The organism is Candidatus Accumulibacter sp. ACC012 (genome assembly GCF_907163155.1).
Lineage (GTDB): Bacteria > Pseudomonadota > Gammaproteobacteria > Burkholderiales > Rhodocyclaceae > Accumulibacter > Accumulibacter delftensis.
Genome location: NZ_CAJQUC010000007.1, coordinates 37,833 through 54,030, shown reverse-complemented (window position 1 = coordinate 54,030; position 16,198 = coordinate 37,833). Strand labels below are relative to the sequence as shown.

At 62.7% G+C, this 16,198-nt stretch carries 10 protein-coding genes and 3 pseudogenes; 2 read left to right on the top strand and 11 right to left on the bottom strand.

The window, feature by feature from the left end; all coding sequences use genetic code 11:
* Positions 1–42: 42 nt before the first annotated feature.
* From QZ648_RS08950 to QZ648_RS08920, 7 genes and pseudogenes are all read right to left on the bottom strand, one after another.
* The gene (locus QZ648_RS08950) at positions 43–720 is read right to left on the bottom strand and encodes a L,D-transpeptidase (protein WP_291996791.1); all 678 of its coding nucleotides are present in this window, start codon (positions 718–720) and stop codon (positions 43–45) included.
* Between the two features lie 177 nt (positions 721–897).
* Positions 898–1,209: pseudogene (locus tag QZ648_RS08945) on the bottom strand (universal stress protein); the annotation flags it as partial.
* Positions 1,204–1,739 (bottom strand): annotated as a pseudogene (locus tag QZ648_RS08940) (SulP family inorganic anion transporter); the annotation flags it as partial. The pseudogenes QZ648_RS08945 and QZ648_RS08940, both read right to left, overlap by 6 nt.
* A gap of 481 nt (positions 1,740–2,220) precedes the next feature.
* Positions 2,221–4,422, bottom strand: coding sequence for an EAL domain-containing protein (locus QZ648_RS08935; protein WP_291996790.1), 2,202 nt, complete (start codon positions 4,420–4,422; stop codon positions 2,221–2,223).
* 234 nt (positions 4,423–4,656) lie between these two features.
* Positions 4,657–6,840, bottom strand: coding sequence for an HDOD domain-containing protein (locus QZ648_RS08930; RefSeq protein WP_291996789.1), 2,184 nt, complete (start codon positions 6,838–6,840; stop codon positions 4,657–4,659).
* 78 nt (positions 6,841–6,918) lie between these two features.
* The gene (locus QZ648_RS08925) at positions 6,919–7,710 is read right to left on the bottom strand and encodes a PEP-CTERM/exosortase system-associated acyltransferase (protein WP_169067280.1); all 792 of its coding nucleotides are present in this window, start codon (positions 7,708–7,710) and stop codon (positions 6,919–6,921) included.
* A gap of 99 nt (positions 7,711–7,809) precedes the next feature.
* A complete protein-coding gene (locus tag QZ648_RS08920) occupies positions 7,810–8,631 on the bottom strand; it encodes an outer membrane lipoprotein-sorting protein (protein WP_291996788.1) in 822 nt (273 codons plus the stop codon).
* A 54-nt stretch (positions 8,632–8,685) separates the two neighbouring features.
* Here QZ648_RS08920 and QZ648_RS08915 point away from each other — a divergent pair, with 54 nt between their 5' ends.
* The gene (locus QZ648_RS08915) at positions 8,686–9,543 is read left to right on the top strand and encodes an ABC transporter ATP-binding protein (protein ID WP_169067282.1); all 858 of its coding nucleotides are present in this window, start codon (positions 8,686–8,688) and stop codon (positions 9,541–9,543) included.
* The gene (locus QZ648_RS08910) at positions 9,527–11,230 is read left to right on the top strand and encodes a DUF1302 family protein (protein ID WP_291996787.1); all 1,704 of its coding nucleotides are present in this window, start codon (positions 9,527–9,529) and stop codon (positions 11,228–11,230) included. The genes QZ648_RS08915 and QZ648_RS08910 overlap by 17 nt, the downstream gene beginning before the upstream one ends.
* Positions 11,231–11,325: 95 nt before the next feature.
* On the opposite strand, the gene QZ648_RS08905 is transcribed toward QZ648_RS08910, so the two are convergent.
* The 4 genes and pseudogenes from QZ648_RS08905 to QZ648_RS08890 form a co-directional block, all read right to left on the bottom strand.
* Positions 11,326–12,891, bottom strand: a complete 1,566-nt coding sequence (locus QZ648_RS08905; RefSeq protein WP_291996786.1) for a gamma-glutamyltransferase — start codon at positions 12,889–12,891, stop codon at positions 11,326–11,328.
* 137 nt (positions 12,892–13,028) lie between these two features.
* Positions 13,029–13,679: pseudogene (locus QZ648_RS08900) on the bottom strand (chemotaxis protein CheB); the annotation flags it as partial.
* Positions 13,680–14,119: 440 nt separating this feature from the next.
* The gene (locus QZ648_RS08895) at positions 14,120–14,632 is read right to left on the bottom strand and encodes a tetratricopeptide repeat protein (protein ID WP_291996785.1); all 513 of its coding nucleotides are present in this window, start codon (positions 14,630–14,632) and stop codon (positions 14,120–14,122) included.
* A gap of 82 nt (positions 14,633–14,714) precedes the next feature.
* The gene (locus QZ648_RS08890) at positions 14,715–16,163 is read right to left on the bottom strand and encodes a DegQ family serine endoprotease (protein ID WP_169067285.1); all 1,449 of its coding nucleotides are present in this window, start codon (positions 16,161–16,163) and stop codon (positions 14,715–14,717) included.
* Positions 16,164–16,198: the final 35 nt, after the last annotated feature.

Below are 16,198 nucleotides of genomic sequence, written 5' to 3'. Positions count from 1 at the left end.
GTAGTCAGGACGTAGCCAGGAAGCCGCTTGAGCTAATACCGCTTAGTGAATTTCGACAGGGGTTCCGACCTTGATCCACGTCATCAGGCGATCGATTTGCGCGTTGGTCAAAGCAATACAGCCGTTGGTCCAGTTGTATTGCTGGTGTATCTTGGCATCCCCGGCACCCGTACCATGGATGCCGATGAAGCCCCCGAGCGGGGTGTTTTGGGGCGGGCGCCCTTTCGTTTCGGAGGCGCGACGAATGGCGTGCCACTGTGCTTCGGTGATCTCCCCTTCCGCCAGGGCGCGGTCGGCGCGCTCGATGTCGGGATAGGTCAGGCCCAGGAAACGGTGGTAGCGGGATTTCTCGGGTATCCAGCCGATGGTGAAGCGCCCCAACGGAGTCCTGTGGTCGCCTTGCATCTTCACGTCGGTTGTTCCATAGCGGCCGATGGCAATATCCTTGAAAACCTTCTGCGCTTGGTCACCCTTCATGACTGTCAGGGTGGCCTCCTGCGTATCCACCTTGAGCCAAACTCCGTTTACCGACGTACCCTGGGCGGCCAGCGGCAGCGCCATACCACTGGCGAGAAGCAGCACTGTGACCAAGCGTATCAGTTGCGCACGTGACAGGTGCGTCACCTGTCCGGATAGACTTTCCATCAGCCGACGCAAGCCTGATAGGGGTGTTGTAAAAGCGGAATAAATTCCTGAGATGGCTGACTTTTCAGTACTCATACATGCAATGAATTCAATCACTTTCCTGCGATGACATCGGTTAAACAGAGGTGATGTGACGTCAAGCGTCAGGTCGAAGCGTAGCATAGCTGCGCTGGATTGGCATTTGCTTGGGCGAAGGCTTCAAAAGCCCTGCGCAACGGGCGGCGCTGATTTTTCGCTGCGTGCGTGTGGTGGTCAGCGCAACAACAGGGTCGGGATAGTGGCCGATCGCAGCAGATCAGCGGTCTTGCTGCCAAAGAGCAAGCTGCGCAGCGGCGAATGTGAACAGGCCCCCATGATCAGCAAATCGATCGATTGCTCGCCAACAGTTTGGGCTATGACGCTTTCCGCGTCGCCGGGAATCGATGCGGCAGGTGCTGAAAAGCCCGCTGCGGTCAGGGTGGTGGCGGACCATTCGAGTTGCTTGCATGCCTCATTGCTTTCCTTGCCGGACATCAGCAGGTGCACCGGTAGATAACGGAAAAGTGGGCTGGCAGCGACCATTTCGCCAACCGTGCGGATATCGAGGCCCAGGCCCAGAGCGCCAGCGCCGTGAGCACGACGATCGCCACCAGCGGCGATGGCACCGCCTTGCTCAGGTAGGGGAACAGGTAGATGATCGCCAGGCCCGCGGCGACCATGGCATAGACCACCCAGCTGACGCCGATCAGTTCGGGCTGGTGCGCCATGAAAATCAGGATTGCCAGTGCGGTGACAAAGCCGGTGATCACCGAGCGCGAAACAAAACGCATCAACGCGCCGAGTCTGAGCCAGCCGGCGACGATCTGCAGCGCGCCGGTGAGTATCGTGGCGGCGAGCAGGTATTGCAGGCCGTAGTCCTTGACCAGCGTCACCATCAGCAGCGCCATGGCGCCCGTAGGAGCAGAAATCATGCCTGGGCGACCGCCGGCGAAGGCCATCACCGTGGCGATGCAGAACGAGGCGTACAGCCCGACCCTGGGGTCTACGCCGGCAATGATCGAGAAGGCAATCGCTTCGGGAATCAGTGCCAGCGCGACCGCCAGGCCGGCGAGCAGATCATTCCGGACGTTGGCAAGTCAGTCCTGATGTGGGGATTTCATTGTTTTCCTGTTGCCTTTGTTGCCTTGCTGGTGCCAGTCACGGCGCTGGCTCTTGCTGGCTAGCGCGGACGCGCGAGCGCCTTCGCGAGCCGTGGAATTCCGGGACAAAGCCCGGATGGTCCGGGCCAGGCAACTGCCGGGAATCGGGAGTAAAGCGAAGGCGCGATCTAGGCGCTGAAGGCGGCCGGCGTGTAGCGCGGACGCCCTGGGGACGGCCAGAAGGGGCGAAATTCCCTGATGCCTCGTTTCGCCCCCGGGCCGTGGGGCGATTCTATCTGATTTGCTGCGGTGCAGCAAACCGCGCTCGGCGAGCTGGTCGACGTCAGGGAGTGCGTGTACTAGCTGACCCGCATCTGCGGGGCGACGAGTAGGGTACCGAGCCGGTGGGCGATCCGGAAGCCGTCGCTAAGATCGGGCCGCTTGCTTCCCTGGCGGGCTAGTTGATAGACGTCGGCGCGCGCGAGGGGAAGGCACTGCTGCTCAGGAAGGCCTCGAACTCGGCAGCGGAAAGGGGCCGGCTGAACAGGAAGCCTTGCATGTCGTCACATGCCAGACCGCTTAGCAACTGCCGCTGGGCTTCGGTTTCGACGCCTTCGGCGAGGATGCGCAAGCCAAAGCTGCGGGCGATGCACGAAATGGCGTGGATGATCGATGTCGAGCTGCTGTTGCCGGCGTTCAGGTCACGGACGAAGGACTGATCGATCTTGATACTGTTGATCGGGAAGCGACGCAGGTAGTTGAGTGATGAATAACGGGTGCCGAAGTCGTCGATCGAAATGCGCAGGCCGTTGTTGCGCAATTGCCTGACCATGTCGATGTTCTTCTCGGCATCTTTCATCAACAGATTCTCGGTAATCTCGACGTCGAGCGCCTCTGGCGGGATGCCGTGCGCTTCAAGGCGTCGCAGCAGTCGTCCGGGCAGGTCGGCACGGTCGAACTCCTTCGGCGACAGATTGATCGCCAGTTGTAGGTCGGTGAAGCCTTTGCCGCGCCAGTCGGCGAACTGGCTCAGCGCGTGTTCGAGGACCCAGTCACCGAGATTTATGATCATGCCGGTTTCTTCGGCCAGCGGGATGAAGCTGTCCGGAGCCATCAGGCCGAGTCGCGGGTGGTGCCAGCGGATGAGTGCTTCCATGCCGACGGTTCGGGCGTCGCGGTGGCTGACCTGCGGCTGATAATGGAGTTCGAATTGATCGCCGCCGCTTTCCAGTGCCAGGCGCAGGTCGTTCTCAAGCGAGAGGCGCATGTTGTGGCCACTAATCATTTCCGGTGTGAACTGGAGATAGCCGTTCTTGCCGCGCCCCTTTATCTGGTACATCGCAATGTCGGCGTTGCGGATAAGGAGTTCTGCGTTTTCGCCGTCGTCCGGGTAGAGCGCGATACCGACGCTGACGGTGGTGAAGAAGTCCATTCCGGCGATCTTGAAGGGAAGTTTCAGCTCCGCCAGCAGCTTCTCGGCGATGAAGGCCGCGTCCTCGGCGCTACTCAGATCGGGCAGCAGGACGGTAAACTCGTCACCGCCCTGGCGGGCCAGGGTGTCGCCCGAGCGCAGGCAGTTGCGCGCCCGTTCGGCAAAGCACTTGAGCAGCTCATCGCCCTCGTGATGGCCGTAGCTGTCGTTGATCAGCTTGAAGCGATCGATGTCGATGAACATCACGCCCAGCCGCTTGCCTTTCCTTTTTGCCTGCGTCAGGGCGATTCCGAGACGATCCTTGAACAGGATTCGGTTAGGCAGGCCGGTGAGCAGATCGTGAAAAGCCTGGAAGGCGATGGTTTCCTCGGCCTTCTTGCGGTCGCTGATGTCGCGGGCGACGCCCGAGGTGCCCATGAAGTGCTGCGTGGCCGGCCCTTCGGTGGCGGCGTAGATCCCTTGCGAACTGAGAATGGTGACGATCGTCCGGTTCTCGAAGTGCCGGACGCCCTGCGTCTTGGTTTGCAGGCGAATCTCGACATTGGTGCTGGCGCGATCACCGATACGGCGCTCATTGAAAGCGAAGCGCGCATGTTCGACATCCTCGGGATGTACGATCAGCGAGTAGTGCTTGCCGAGCAGTTCATCGCGCGCGTAGCCGAGCAGCGCTTCGACGCGACCGTTGACGAAAATGAAACAACCGTCCCGGTCGAGGGTATAGATGATGTCCGGCGACTGTTCGACGAGGAAACGGTGCAGACGCTCGGATTGTTCGAGGCGCACGGTCATCAGCGCGTGTTCGCGTTCGATGCGGCGGCGGCGCTGCAGGCGATCGACAGTGTCGATCAGTTCCTGCGGGCTGCCATGTTTGCGGATGAATTCAAAGGCGCCGTGGCGCAGCGCGCGGATTGCCGAGTCGATCGATTCATCGCCGCTGAAGACCACCACCGCCGTTGGGACATGCTTGCTCAGCATCCATTCCATGACTTCCAGCCCGTGGATGTCGGGGAGATTGAGGTCCAGGATCAGGATGTCGACGTCCCGGCGGTCGAGGCGGCTGAGGGCTTCCACCCCGGTGCTGCATTCCTCGATGCTGCGCCCTGGCGCTGCCAGCAGTTGTCGATAGGCCGCGCGGATTCGCTCCTCGTCGTCGACGATCAGGATGCAGCTGGTCTCCGCTAGGTCGGGGACCAGCGGCGAAAAATCGACGTTTGCTATGGCCTTCATCGTTCCTCCTGACGGGTGTTTGGCGACGCCTGTTTAATGTGAAAGTCGCGCAAGCGACTCACGAACCTCCCTTCTCCCCCTGCGGGAGAAGGGCCGGGGGTGAGACGGGGAATTCTGGGCGCATGCGCCCCGCCCGTCGAACGATTCCGGCGTGCAAGCCGGAATGCGCACTGCAAGTGAGAGGGGGGACGGTCATGACTTTCATCATCCGGGGTATCTCGACTGACATGATCGTTAGTGGGGTTTGACTTTGCTATCGTCCCGGTGCTCTACGTGGCCCGGTGTTGGCAACAGCAGGGAAATCATGGTCCCGTGCCCGGCCTTGCTGCGGCAGGAGACGGGAATCCCGAGGCGGTGCGCGAGTGCGCCGACGATCGACAGCCCCATACCGCGTGTCGCTCCGAGCTGGCCGTCGGCGGCGCGGTGCAGCGCCCGCACTGCCGCTTCGCTCATGCCCGGACCGTTATCCTCGATTCTCAATTCGCAGACGGCTTGTCCCTGGTGGAGGATGTCGTCGGTCAGTGAAAGCTTGAGCCGTTGTCCGGGCGATAGCGCTTCGGAAGCGTTCTTCCAGAGGTTGACCAGGATCTGCTTGATGCTGGCACGGTCAGCGGCTATGCGCAGCGGGCGTAGCGGCAGAGCGGTTTCGATGGCGATCCCGCGCGTATCGAACAGCGCTTCGCGGTAGAGCAGAAGCAATTCACGCACCAGCTCACCGACATCGACCGCCTGCTCATCGTCGGTGTCGGCAGGGACTTCGCTCATGCGTCGCACGATGCCGGCAACACGGTCGATTTCGTCGCTCAGGACTTTGAGTTCGTGGTGTACTCCGGCTCCTGGCGGCAGCTTGCCGTCAAGGATGTGCAGATAGCCCTTGATGATCGTCAGCGGGTTTCCCGCTTCGTGAACGACGCGTCGCGCCTGGCGAGTGAAGCGCGCCGCTACTGCATCGGCGGACTCCTGGCGAAGCGCCTGCGCGTCATGCCAGCTCTCCAGGGTGACGCCGGCAAGGCGTCCGAAATTAGCCAGGCAAGGTAGCCGGTGTGCCAAGCGGTTGTGCTGACCAGCACTCAGCCCGGCGACGATCACCCCGATCGTACGGCTGCGGCCGAGCATCGGGATGCACACCAGCCCCGTGCTCGACAGGGCCCGAGCAAACTGGATGTCAATCAGCGACTTCGCGGCTAGCGGTAGGCGGTCATAGGAGGAGCAGATCTGGCCATTGATCATGGCCACGGCGGCAAGGCTGCGGTGCGCCGCGGCAAGGATCCTGACCTGGCCAAAAATGGCCGGCTGCGCGGCGATGCCGTTGCCGGTGAGGGGGCCGTTTTGCGGCTCGCAGAGCAGGAAGGCGAGGTGATTGAGGTCAAAGAGTATACGCGCCGATTCACGCAGCGAGAGGAGCACTTCGGCGTCGCTGGTGAGGCTGCACAGATCCTGCTGCAAGGGTTGCAGCAAAGCCTTCTCGCCAAGGATTGTGGCGATCTGTTCGTTGGCGTCGGGTTCGCTGCGGCGGCGGCGAGCGCCGAGTACCCGTGGCATTCCGTCCGATCTGCGGTCGGCAGCCGCTCCTTCCGGCGGGGCAATACCGATGGCGTTGGCAATGATGCACATCCGCTGCTCGGCTTCGTCGCGCAGGCGTCTTAGTCGGTCGCTGTCGTCGTTGGCAAACATCTCATTGGCGACGGCTGCCAGTTCTTCGGGAATCTCTTCGCAAGAAACCAGCGCGTGTGCGAGCCATACCAACTGCGGCAGAGGGGCGGCAGTGGTGATCTGCTCGGCGGGCAGATGGTGGAACAGAATGCCGTCGGCGAAGGGTGAATCGAGATGCCATTGGTCGGCCAGCCAGGTGCCGATTTCGCCATGGTGCACACTGAAGTGTTCGCTTTCCCGGTTGGAAAGCTCCGCTTCGCTGGGGCAGGTGGCAAGAAGCTGCAGGTAGGGTTCGCCAAGTGCCGAGAGCAGAATGAGTTCGCCGACGTCGTGCAGCAGTCCGGCCAGGTAGGCCTCGTCCGGTCGTGGATAGCCGTAGGTGGCGGCCAGGCTGCGCGACAGTTCGGCGACCAGCAGCGAGTGTGTCCAGAAGGCGGACAGATCGACCGATCGGCTGGCTGCGCGCTCGTCGAAGAGATTCTGGACCGACAGGCAGGTGGCGATCGAGCGTACCAGGCGGGTGCCGAGTGCGATAAGACAGTTCTCGATGCTTTGCAGCTGCGTGCCGCGGCGAATAGCGGGTGAGTTCGCCGCTGTCAGCACGCGGGTGCACAATCCCGGGTCCTGCTCGACGAGCCCGGCCAGTTTGGCCATGGTCGTGCTGTCGTCGTCGACCATCTGCAGGAGGCGCAGCAATATCTGAGGCGGTGATGGCGCGCGTCCCGACTCAATGGCGTGGCGGACGGGCTCCGGCAAGCTATACATCGCGGCGGATCAAAATGCCAAACGGTATGCCCGTCGTAGCGGATTGGCGGGCAAAGGCGTGCATTTTTTGGTGGTCGGCTAGGTAGTCGGGTGGTGGCCGGCGCGTATCGCGTTCTCGCCAGCGGCTGTGACACCTTCCTGGACCTCGCGCGCGACGACCTCGAAGAGCGTGCGGAGAACGAAGTTCATGCCGTCAATGACTTCCTCGACCGACAGCATTGATGGAATACGCGTGCCGCGGTGTTCTATCGCGCCGCCTATCTGGGTGACCTTCACGCCCATGCGTGTCAGGTTTGACGCCAGACGCGGTTCGGTGAGCACGAAGAGGGTCGTGATTCCGTAGTGGCGGGCCAGCGCGATCAGGCAAAGATAGACCGCCAGAGCAAGGTAGGGCTGGCGCGGTTGCTTGGCTGTGCCGAAGTCCTCCTCCGAGATCGAGATCGGTCTATCTTTCTCGCCCGGCCGGCGGCGGTAGCTGCCAATCACTGCCAGGCGGGAGATTTCCGCGATTCGCGCACGGTCCAGCGTCCGCGGATCAACAAGGGAGCGGTCCAGCGTTTCCGCGCAGCTGATCTCCAACGGTAGCCAGGCCTGTTGCGCAATTTTGGGATCAATCAGCACGAGGCGCGCACAGCCGACAAAGTCGCCTGTCGAAACCGACTGCACCAGGCAATGCAGCGACTGCTCATCGTAGGCATCCGCTTCGAGGCCCTCAGGACGCAGTGGCTCATAACCCAGTTCCCGGCAATACACTTCGTGGCGGATGCGGTAGTTTTCGGCACGCAGTTCGTCGGTCAGTGCCGGGACGACCTTGAAGAACCGCCGGTAGCCCTGGCTCATGGTCAGCTCTGTCAAGTTCGAAAGAAACATGGGCTACCTTTCTGCTCTTTTCTGGCTGCCCGGCGAGTTGTCGACAGCAGCCAAACATACTACTACGAAGTGGCGCCCGCAGCCCCGGTGAGCGTCGCTCTAGTCGAGTTTCTTGAGGTAATCCTTGGTGAAAATCTTGTCCGGCAGATCGCGCAGCTTCATGCTGTTGTACTCCAAGACCGACTGCTCGCCGCCGCGCAGCGCGTCTTCCATGACCAGTCGCGTCGGCCGCTTCCTGCCTTCCATGGTCTGGAAATTCTCGTACTTGCAGGATTTCAACAGGCGCCTGGACAGCGAATAGAATTCCGCGCGGTATGGCCAGGAGTCCTTTTTCCGGACCCAGTAGAGTACCCGTTGGTAGGTGACTCCGCGGTCGACCCCGGTCAGTTCGAGCACGTAAAAGTCGTCATCGCCGATCTGCTCGGTGCGCAGCAGCTTGGGATTGTAGTCGTCGGCGAAGTTGGCGCGCGCCAGATCGCCATTGGCAACCTGACCGGTCAGCCTTTGCGAGAGAGCGAGCCGAATCGGCTGTGAGACTTCAGGCATGAAGATCCACAGATTGCGATCTTTCATGAGCATGATCTGACCACGCTCGGATGCCGGTTCGGTGACCATCACCACGCTGTTGGTGTTGCCCTTCGATAGCACTCGATACTTATGCACGTCGGGCTGGCCGCCTTTCTCGGACGTGGTGATTGTTACGTCGACCTGAAAGCCGTCGGCGGGAAAACGCACCTCGTCGGCATTTTTGACGATCATCCGAGCCAAGGCTTCGTTGTCTGCCTGGTTGTCTGCCGGGTTGCCGGCTTCTTCCTGCGTGGCCATCGCCAGCGGCGCTGCTGCGGTCCAGGCCGAGAAAGTTAGCAAGAGAAGCAGCAAGGCCGTCTTGACACCAGAATGGCGGATCGTCATGCTTTCCATCGTTTTCACCTCATTGTGCTGACCGCTCTGCCGGTTGGCAGGAAGTGCCACCGTATGAGCGTTGTCCGTATCGAACACGTCTGCAAGGATTATCAGCTCGGTGAGCAGAAAGTCCAAGCCCTCAAGGATATTACTCTGGCCTTCGACGCCGGCGTCTTTCTGGCGATTGCCGGTCCTTCCGGCAGTGGCAAGACGACCTTGTTGAACCTGATCGGCTGCATTGACACGCCGACCAGCGGAAAAATTTACATTAACGACCAGGACGTCAGCGGCCGGACGGCGGACCAACTCGCCGATCTGCGTGCCCGGACCATCGGTTTCATTTTTCAGACCTTCAATTTGTTGCCGGTGTTGTCGGCCGCCGAAAACGTCGAATACCCGCTGCTGCAGCGCAGGGATATGTCGGCTGCGGACCGCCGCCGGCGGGTGGCCTACTTTCTCGACATTGTTGGCCTTACGAAGTTTGCGACCCACCGTCCGAACCAGCTGAGTGGTGGCCAGCGCCAACGCGTGGCTATCGCCCGGGCCCTGGTGATCAAGCCGGCCATTGTGCTGGCCGACGAACCGACTGCCAACCTCGACCACAAGACCGGCGAGGAAATCCTCCTGCTGATGAAGAAGATCAACCGGGCACTGAAAACGACTTTCATTTTCTCCACCCACGACAAGCGTGTGATTGCCAAGGCTGACCGGCTGGTGCGCGTCGAGGATGGCGAGATCGCCCTGCTCGGCGTACGTGCGAACCGCAGGTGGTCGCTTGCGCGTCATCGTTCGGCGGAAGCCCTTGTCGACAGCGCAGCCGGCGCCGCGGAGACCGAGGCGCTAGCGATAAATGATAAGGACAAGCACAATGCCGTGCCGAGTGAGGCGCCAGATAACGACCCGGGAAACCACAATGCAGATCAGAAGTAAGCCGCCTTTCACCGCGCTCGCCCTGGTTGTCGCGAGCTTGCCGCTGCCGCTCCTGGCACAGCCTGCGGATGCTGCCAATCGAGCTGTCAGCGACGTCGCCGTGCGTGTCTCGCCAATGCCGACGGCGCTTCTGCTTGCTGCGAAGGCGGACGATTTGCCGATGAGCAGGGATGACCTGTTCGGCACCGACGAGCCGGCCGCGGGGCCTGCTGCGGCGCCGGCCGTTGCTCCAGTTGCCGCTCCAGAAAGCGCTGCGCCCCTGAGTCGCGACGCCTTGTTTGGCACCGATGAGCCAGCCGCCACTGCGCCAACTGGCGAACTGCCGCTCGGCCGCGATGCCTTGTTCGGTAGCGACGAGCCAGCCGCCGCTCCTGCGCCAGTTGGTGAACTACCGGTCCGCCGCGATGCCGTGTTTGGCGACGGCGACGATGCTTCGCCGAAAGCTCTGGCCGCGCAGACCGTTGCCAAGTCGCCGTCGCGTCCGGTGCGCTACCGCGGTTTTGTCCAGAATGTGATGGCTTATACCACGCCCGAGCCATCGCACTGGTCGGAGGCGATGACGCGCGCCGATCTCAGCGCACAGGGGGATTTCAGCAGCGGCGTCAAATGGCACCTGGGGGTGCGCGTGGACTTCGACGCCGTTTATGCCATGAGTGATTTCTACCCCCAACAGGTGAATGACAATCAAACCCTGAATGTGCTGTTGCGCGAGAATTACATCGATATCGGCGTCGGCGACTGGGATTTCCGTTTTGGCCGGCAGCAGATCATCTGGGGCGAGATGGTCGGTCTGCTCTTCGGTGACGTCGTTTCCGCCAAAGACATGCGGCATTTCGTGCTGCCGGAGTTCGATATCCTGCGCATTCCGCAGTGGGCCGCACGTGCCGAGTACTTCAAGGGCGATTTCCACGCCGAAGCGATCTGGATCCCGGTGGCCAGCTACGACAACATCGGTAAGCCGGGCGCGCAGTTCTACGACTACACGCTGGTACCCTACGGCGAGGCGACTTTTCGCAATGAGAAGATTCCGACGCGCAACCTTGCCAACACCAACTATGGCATGCGCCTGTCGGTTCTCCACAACGGCTGGGATGTGGCGGCTTTTGCCTACAGCAGCATGAGCGTCGCGCCGACTTTCTACCGGGAAATCATCGCTGGAGCCCAGCCAAGCGTGACCTATCAGGCTCAGCACGAGCGCATCGATCAGTACGGAACGACCTTTGCCAAAGACCTCGGTTCGATGGTGCTCAAGGGCGAAGCGGTCTACACCGGCGGCCAGAAGTATGAGGTGACCGACCTGACGGACGCCGATGGCCTGGTCGAGCAGAATACCTTCACCTGGGTGCTCGGCCTCGACTTCTCACAGTTCACCGATACCCGAATCAATGTCCAGGTATTCCAGAATCATTTCCTGGATCATGACCCGAATATCATTCCGTCGAGCAACGAAAACGGCTACAGCCTGCTCTTGAACCACAAGTTCGGCGACCGGTTCGAAGCGCAGGCGCTGTATATCGCCAGCTTCAACCGCAACGACTGGATGCTGCGCCCGCGCGTAAGCTGGAACTTCGAGAAGAACTGGGACCTGGCGGTCGGCGTCGATATCTTCAATGGACCACCACAGGGATTCTTCGGGCGCTATGACGACAGTGACCGCGTCTATTCGGAGGTACGCTACAGCTTCTGAGGGGCAGCGTTCCCGTAGAGAAGAGGGTAGGGGAATTCGGGCGTACGGTGCGTGTGGGTGCCTGCGCCAGCCGACCTCTCCACCATTCGACCACTCTACTGTTCGGCAACGACCACAACGCCGCCACGCCGGCGGTCACCGGCGCCGTAGAGACGGTCGTGGCCATTGGCGACGCAGTTCACTCCACCGAAGAACAGGCTTGCCTCGTCGAAGCAGGTCGCTGCGGGCCATGCTGCCTGCAGGGCTGCCGCGGCCCCGGCGCCGAGGTCATGGCTTTCAAACCACAGCCGGGTGCCTTCGACATGCAGGCGAGGCGCGTTCACTGCTTCCTTTAGCGGCCGGCGATAGGCCAGCAGATTGAGCAGGGTTTGCAGGATGGCGCTGCGAATGCGGTTCGAGCCGCCGCTGCCGAGCGCGAAGCACGGGCGCTCGCCAGCGACGACGATGGTCGGCGACATCATCGTGCTCATCCAGGTTCCCGGCGCCCCTTGGTGGAAACCAGCGGGGTTGATGTCGTCTTCACCGAGGAAATTGTTGACGTGGATACCCAGGCCCGGCAAGGCTTCACCGCAACCTTCGCCATTGCTGGTGGTCATTGCCGCGGCCATGCGGTCGGCGTCGATGACCGAGATATGCGTCGTGGCGCCGAGTTGGTTCTCGGCAAACAGGCTTTGCGCGCGCGCGGCCCAGACAGGAATGCCCTTGCCAGCGGCCAGGTCGAGGATAGCCCCGGGGTCGGTGTAGAGGCGTTGGTCGTAGCCGGCCTGGCGGATTTCCGACACGGTGGTCAGCAGCGCCGCCATCGCCAGTTGCTGCTTGCTCGACAGGAAGGGCTCTTCACCGAGGCCGAGTTGCTCGGCGATATGCAGGCCGGCACCGATCAGCCCACCGCCGGCGGCCGGCGGCGGGTTGGTAAGCACCGTGTAGGGGCCAAAGCCGACGCGCAGCGGTTCGCGGATCACCGGTGCGTACGCCGCGACGTCCTGGGCGGTGATCAGTCCGCCTTGCGCCGGGCCGAAGTTGTCGACCAGCGACGCCCGGTAGCGGGCGACGTGGCTGTCGGTGTTAGCTTCACCAAGCGCGTGCAGGAAGTCGCCGAGCTCGGGGTTGCTCAAGCGATCACCTGCTTGCGGCAGAACTCCGCGCGGGAAGAAGAGCTTGGCCACGGCTGGCGAGCGGCGGGCGATGGGCGCGACGAGGGCGATGATCATCGCGATCTGCGGGCTGACCGTGAAACCGTCACGGGCCCAGGCCGCCGCCGGAGCGACGACTTCGCGCAGCGGCACGCGCCCGGCGCGACGATGCAGTTCGAGCAGGCCGACCAGCTCTCCGGGAACCGCGGCCGCCCCTCGACCGACATGGAAGATCTGCGTGGTGCGTCCGAAATCGACCGTCACCGGCGCAAAATCTAGGGGCGGTGGGCTGCTGAGGCCGCGCCCGGGTGTGGTCGCAAAAAAGTCGAGGACCTTGTAGCCAGCGTCAGCGTCGCCCCAGAGGCAGACACCGCCGCCGCCCAGGGAAGTCAGCGGCAGTTCGGTGACCGTTGCCGCGAGCTTGGCGGCGACGATCGCATCGACCGCGTTACCGCCGCGGCGCAGCAGACAGGCGCCGGCTTCGGCGGTATGCGGCTCCGACGCCGCGATGACTCCCAGAATACCCATCCGCGGAGCATACGCGATGCCGGTGCGCTAGTGAAGCTGGTTTGCATTGCCAACCCTCGGCACGCAGCACGCAAGACCTCGCGCTCGACAGGCCAGCGGCGGTGCTTTTGCCTTTGCCGAACAAGGCCAGCCTCGCTTCAGGAGATGCCGCGCACTCCGCTGCTGCGGCCGAAGGCGAGCAACGCGCCGGGGATCTGTTCGAGAGCCATGACCTGCTCGGCGCCACCGCGCCTGATGGCTTCCTTGGGCATGCCGAAAACGACGCAACTCGCTTCGTCCTGGGCGATCGTCCTGGCTCCCGCGTCGCGCATTTCCTTGAGACTGCGAGCGCCATCGTCACCCATGCCGGTCATGATGATCCCCAGCGCGTTGGCGCCGGCAAACTTCGCGACCGAGCGGAAAAGCACGTCGACCGAAGGCTTGTGGCGGTTGACCAGCGGTCCGTCGACAATATCGACTAGGTAATGCGTGCCGCTGCGTCTGAGCAGCATGTGTTTGTTGCCGGGTGCAATCAGCGCCAGGCCCGCGCCGACTCGATCGCCGTTGCGCGCCTCACGCACTCCGATCTGACAGATCGCGTTGAGACGCTGCGCGAGCATCGCCGTGAAGCGCTCGGGCATGTGCTGCACGATGACCATGCCCGGGCAAGTCGCCGGCAGGCGACGCAGAACGAGCTCCAGCGCCTGCGTGCCGCCAGTCGAGGCGCCGATGGCGACGATCTGGTCGGTACTTCTGGCAACGGCTGTCGATAGCCCGGCCGACAGTATCACGTCGGCCGAGTTTTTCGGGCGCAGCAGCGCCGAGTCGGCGGCGATCATTTCCTTGCTGGGGGGCTTGCTCATGGTGGGGGGCGGAACCTTTACCTGCGCATGATTCCACTCTTCGCCGCTGTGGGCAAGCGCCCTTGCCGGCGCTGGTTAGTGGTGCACGCAGTATGGAACCTATAAATTCCGGCTACCCCGCGGGTTTCCCGCCGCTGTCATGGGTGCTCAAGGCCACGTCAGGAATGGTGAATGGCGAATGCGGCGCCACACCAGCCCCCACGTCATTGCGAGGAGGCGCAGCCGACGCGGCAATCCAGTTCCATCCTCTCACTATTTCCCACCACATCGACATCGTGAGCACGCGAAAAGCCAAACCTCTGGATTGCCGCGTCGGATTCGCCTCCTCGCCATGACGGAGGGTCGGAGATGCTTGCCGAAAGCCTCATCAAGAACGCAACACTACACTAGCTTTTCGGCTGGCCGTCGAGCGTGTTTGCGACCGCCAGCGCTGTTTGCTGCTGTTTGCTGTGCGCTCGTCGGTGCGCAGAAAACCCGGAGATTCTGCGCACCGCGGTCTGGGCTGCCGGATAGTCGGGACGCGCGGCAATTGCCGCCTGCAACGCGGCGAGCGCCTGCCCGTAATGGCCCAGGCGGAAGAGCACCAGGCCGAGGTCGTACCACGCCCCCGCCAGTGTCGAACCGTGGCCACTCGCGGCGCGCAAGCACTGTGCCGAGGCCCGCAGATCCGGGTCAGCAGCGGCTGCCGGAGCGGCCGCAGGCGCATCGATGTGTGCCGCGTTGAAGGCCTGCATCGCCTCGCTGCGGCGCGCGCTCCGGTAATAGAGCAGACCGAGAAACTGCAGCGAAACGATATCGTCGGGGATCGCTTCCAGGATGCTGCGCGCGATCCATTCGGCCTGCTCCAGTTGGCCGCTTTGATAGAAGGTGCCGAGAAGGTCGAAGAGGGCGTCAATCATTTGCCGCCTCGCGGTCGAAAAATGGCGCGCGCTGCAGCTAGCGCGACCGCATCACTGGTAGCCAGCCGTCGCCGAGCCATGCTCAACCGATGTCGACGGGCACGAAGATCTTCGCGTCGTCGCGTTCGATCAGCAGGGCAACGGTTTTGCCGGCCTTGTCGAGCAGCCCACGCAACTGCTCGATGTCGCGCACCTCCTGGCCGTTGAGCGACAGGACGATGTCGCCACGCCGGATGCCGGCCTTGGCCGCCGGACCACTGACGTTTTCGACGAGCAGACCGCTGGCTATGCCGCTTTGCTGCTGCTCCTGTGGGTTAAGGGGACGCAGAGCCAGACCAAGACGTGGGTTGTCGGCTTCGCCGCCGCTCGCCACCGCTTGTGCCGGCGTCGGGATTTCGCCGACCGCCAAGGCGATATCGCGGGTACTTCCCTTGCGCCAGACTTGCAGCTTGATCTGCGTTCCCGGCCTGAGCGCGGCGACGATTGGCGGCAGTTCGGTCGAGCGCGCGATTTCCGTGCCATCCAGTTTCAGGATGATATCGCCCGCTTCGAGCCCGGCGGCTGCCGCCGGGCTTGTCTTGTCGACCGAACTGATCAGCGCGCCGGCGGTATTTTTCAGGCCGAAGGACTCGGCCAGCGACTGCGATACCTCCTGGATGGTGACTCCGAGGCGGCCGTGACTGACCTTGCCGTTTTTCAGCAATTGCTCCTGGATGTTCATCGCCACGTCGATGGGAATGGCGAATGACACTCCCTGATAGCCGCCGTTGCGGCTGTAGATCTGCGAATTGATACCGATCACTTCGCCGTTCAGGTTGATCAGTGGTCCGCCCGAATTACCCGGATTGACCGCCACGTCGGTCTGGATGAACGGCACGTAGCTGTCGCTGGCCAGCGAGCGGCCTTTCGCCGAGACGATGCCGGCAGTGACGCTGTTCTCGAAGCCAAAGGGCGAACCGATGGCGACCACCCATTCGCCGACCTGGGCACTGCCCGGGCTGCCGAGGCGAACGACCGGCAGGTCCTTGGCGGCGATGCGCAGCACGGCGATGTCGGTCAGTTTGTCGAGGCCGACAACCTTGGCCTTGAACTCGCGCTTGTCGGTCAGTTTGACGGTGACCTCGTCGGCGCCGCTGACGACGTGGGCGTTGGTCAGAATCAGCCCGTCAGCACTGACAATGAAGCCTGAACCCATGCCCTGCGCGGGCGTTCCGCCCTCGGGCATTGGCCTGCCGAAGCGGCGGAAGAGTTCGGGGAGGCGCGGATCATCGTCGCCGCCGCCTGAAAAGGCTGTTTTCGACGACCCGCTGGCGCTGATATTGACCACCGCCGGGCCACTGTGCTCGACGATTGACCGGAAGTCGGGTAGCCCGATGCCGGGGCCGGCCAGCGGCGCCGCGGCCGGTGGCGCGAGAGCTGCGACGGCGTCGGCGGGGCGGATGATATCGCCACCCAGGGTGGCGTAGCCGGTGCCAAGCGCGGCGATCAGCGCCGCTGCCAGTAGACTGCGTTTGAAGGTCGGTGCATGCATGGTGATCTCCTGTTCCGTTCCAGAGGGGAAGCGAT

Bases quoted from the DNA above. Each gene is read 5' to 3' on its own strand.
- QZ648_RS08920 (WP_291996788.1), bottom strand. From the start codon at position 8,631: ATGGAAAGCATGACGATCCGCCATTCTGGTGTCAAGACGGCCTTGCTG.
- QZ648_RS08925 (WP_169067280.1), bottom strand. From the start codon at position 7,710: ATGTTTCTTTCGAACTTGACAGAGCTGACCATGAGCCAGGGCTACCGG.
- QZ648_RS08910 (WP_291996787.1), top strand. From the start codon at position 9,527: ATGCAGATCAGAAGTAAGCCGCCTTTCACCGCGCTCGCCCTGGTTGTC.
- QZ648_RS08895 (WP_291996785.1), bottom strand. From the start codon at position 14,632: ATGATTGACGCCCTCTTCGACCTTCTCGGCACCTTCTATCAAAGCGGC.
- QZ648_RS08890 (WP_169067285.1), bottom strand. From the start codon at position 16,163: ATGCATGCACCGACCTTCAAACGCAGTCTACTGGCAGCGGCGCTGATC.
- QZ648_RS08950 (WP_291996791.1), bottom strand. From the start codon at position 720: ATGAGTACTGAAAAGTCAGCCATCTCAGGAATTTATTCCGCTTTTACA.
- QZ648_RS08935 (WP_291996790.1), bottom strand. From the start codon at position 4,422: ATGAAGGCCATAGCAAACGTCGATTTTTCGCCGCTGGTCCCCGACCTA.
- QZ648_RS08930 (WP_291996789.1), bottom strand. From the start codon at position 6,840: ATGTATAGCTTGCCGGAGCCCGTCCGCCACGCCATTGAGTCGGGACGC.
- QZ648_RS08905 (WP_291996786.1), bottom strand. From the start codon at position 12,891: ATGGGTATTCTGGGAGTCATCGCGGCGTCGGAGCCGCATACCGCCGAA.
- QZ648_RS08915 (WP_169067282.1), top strand. From the start codon at position 8,686: ATGAGCGTTGTCCGTATCGAACACGTCTGCAAGGATTATCAGCTCGGT.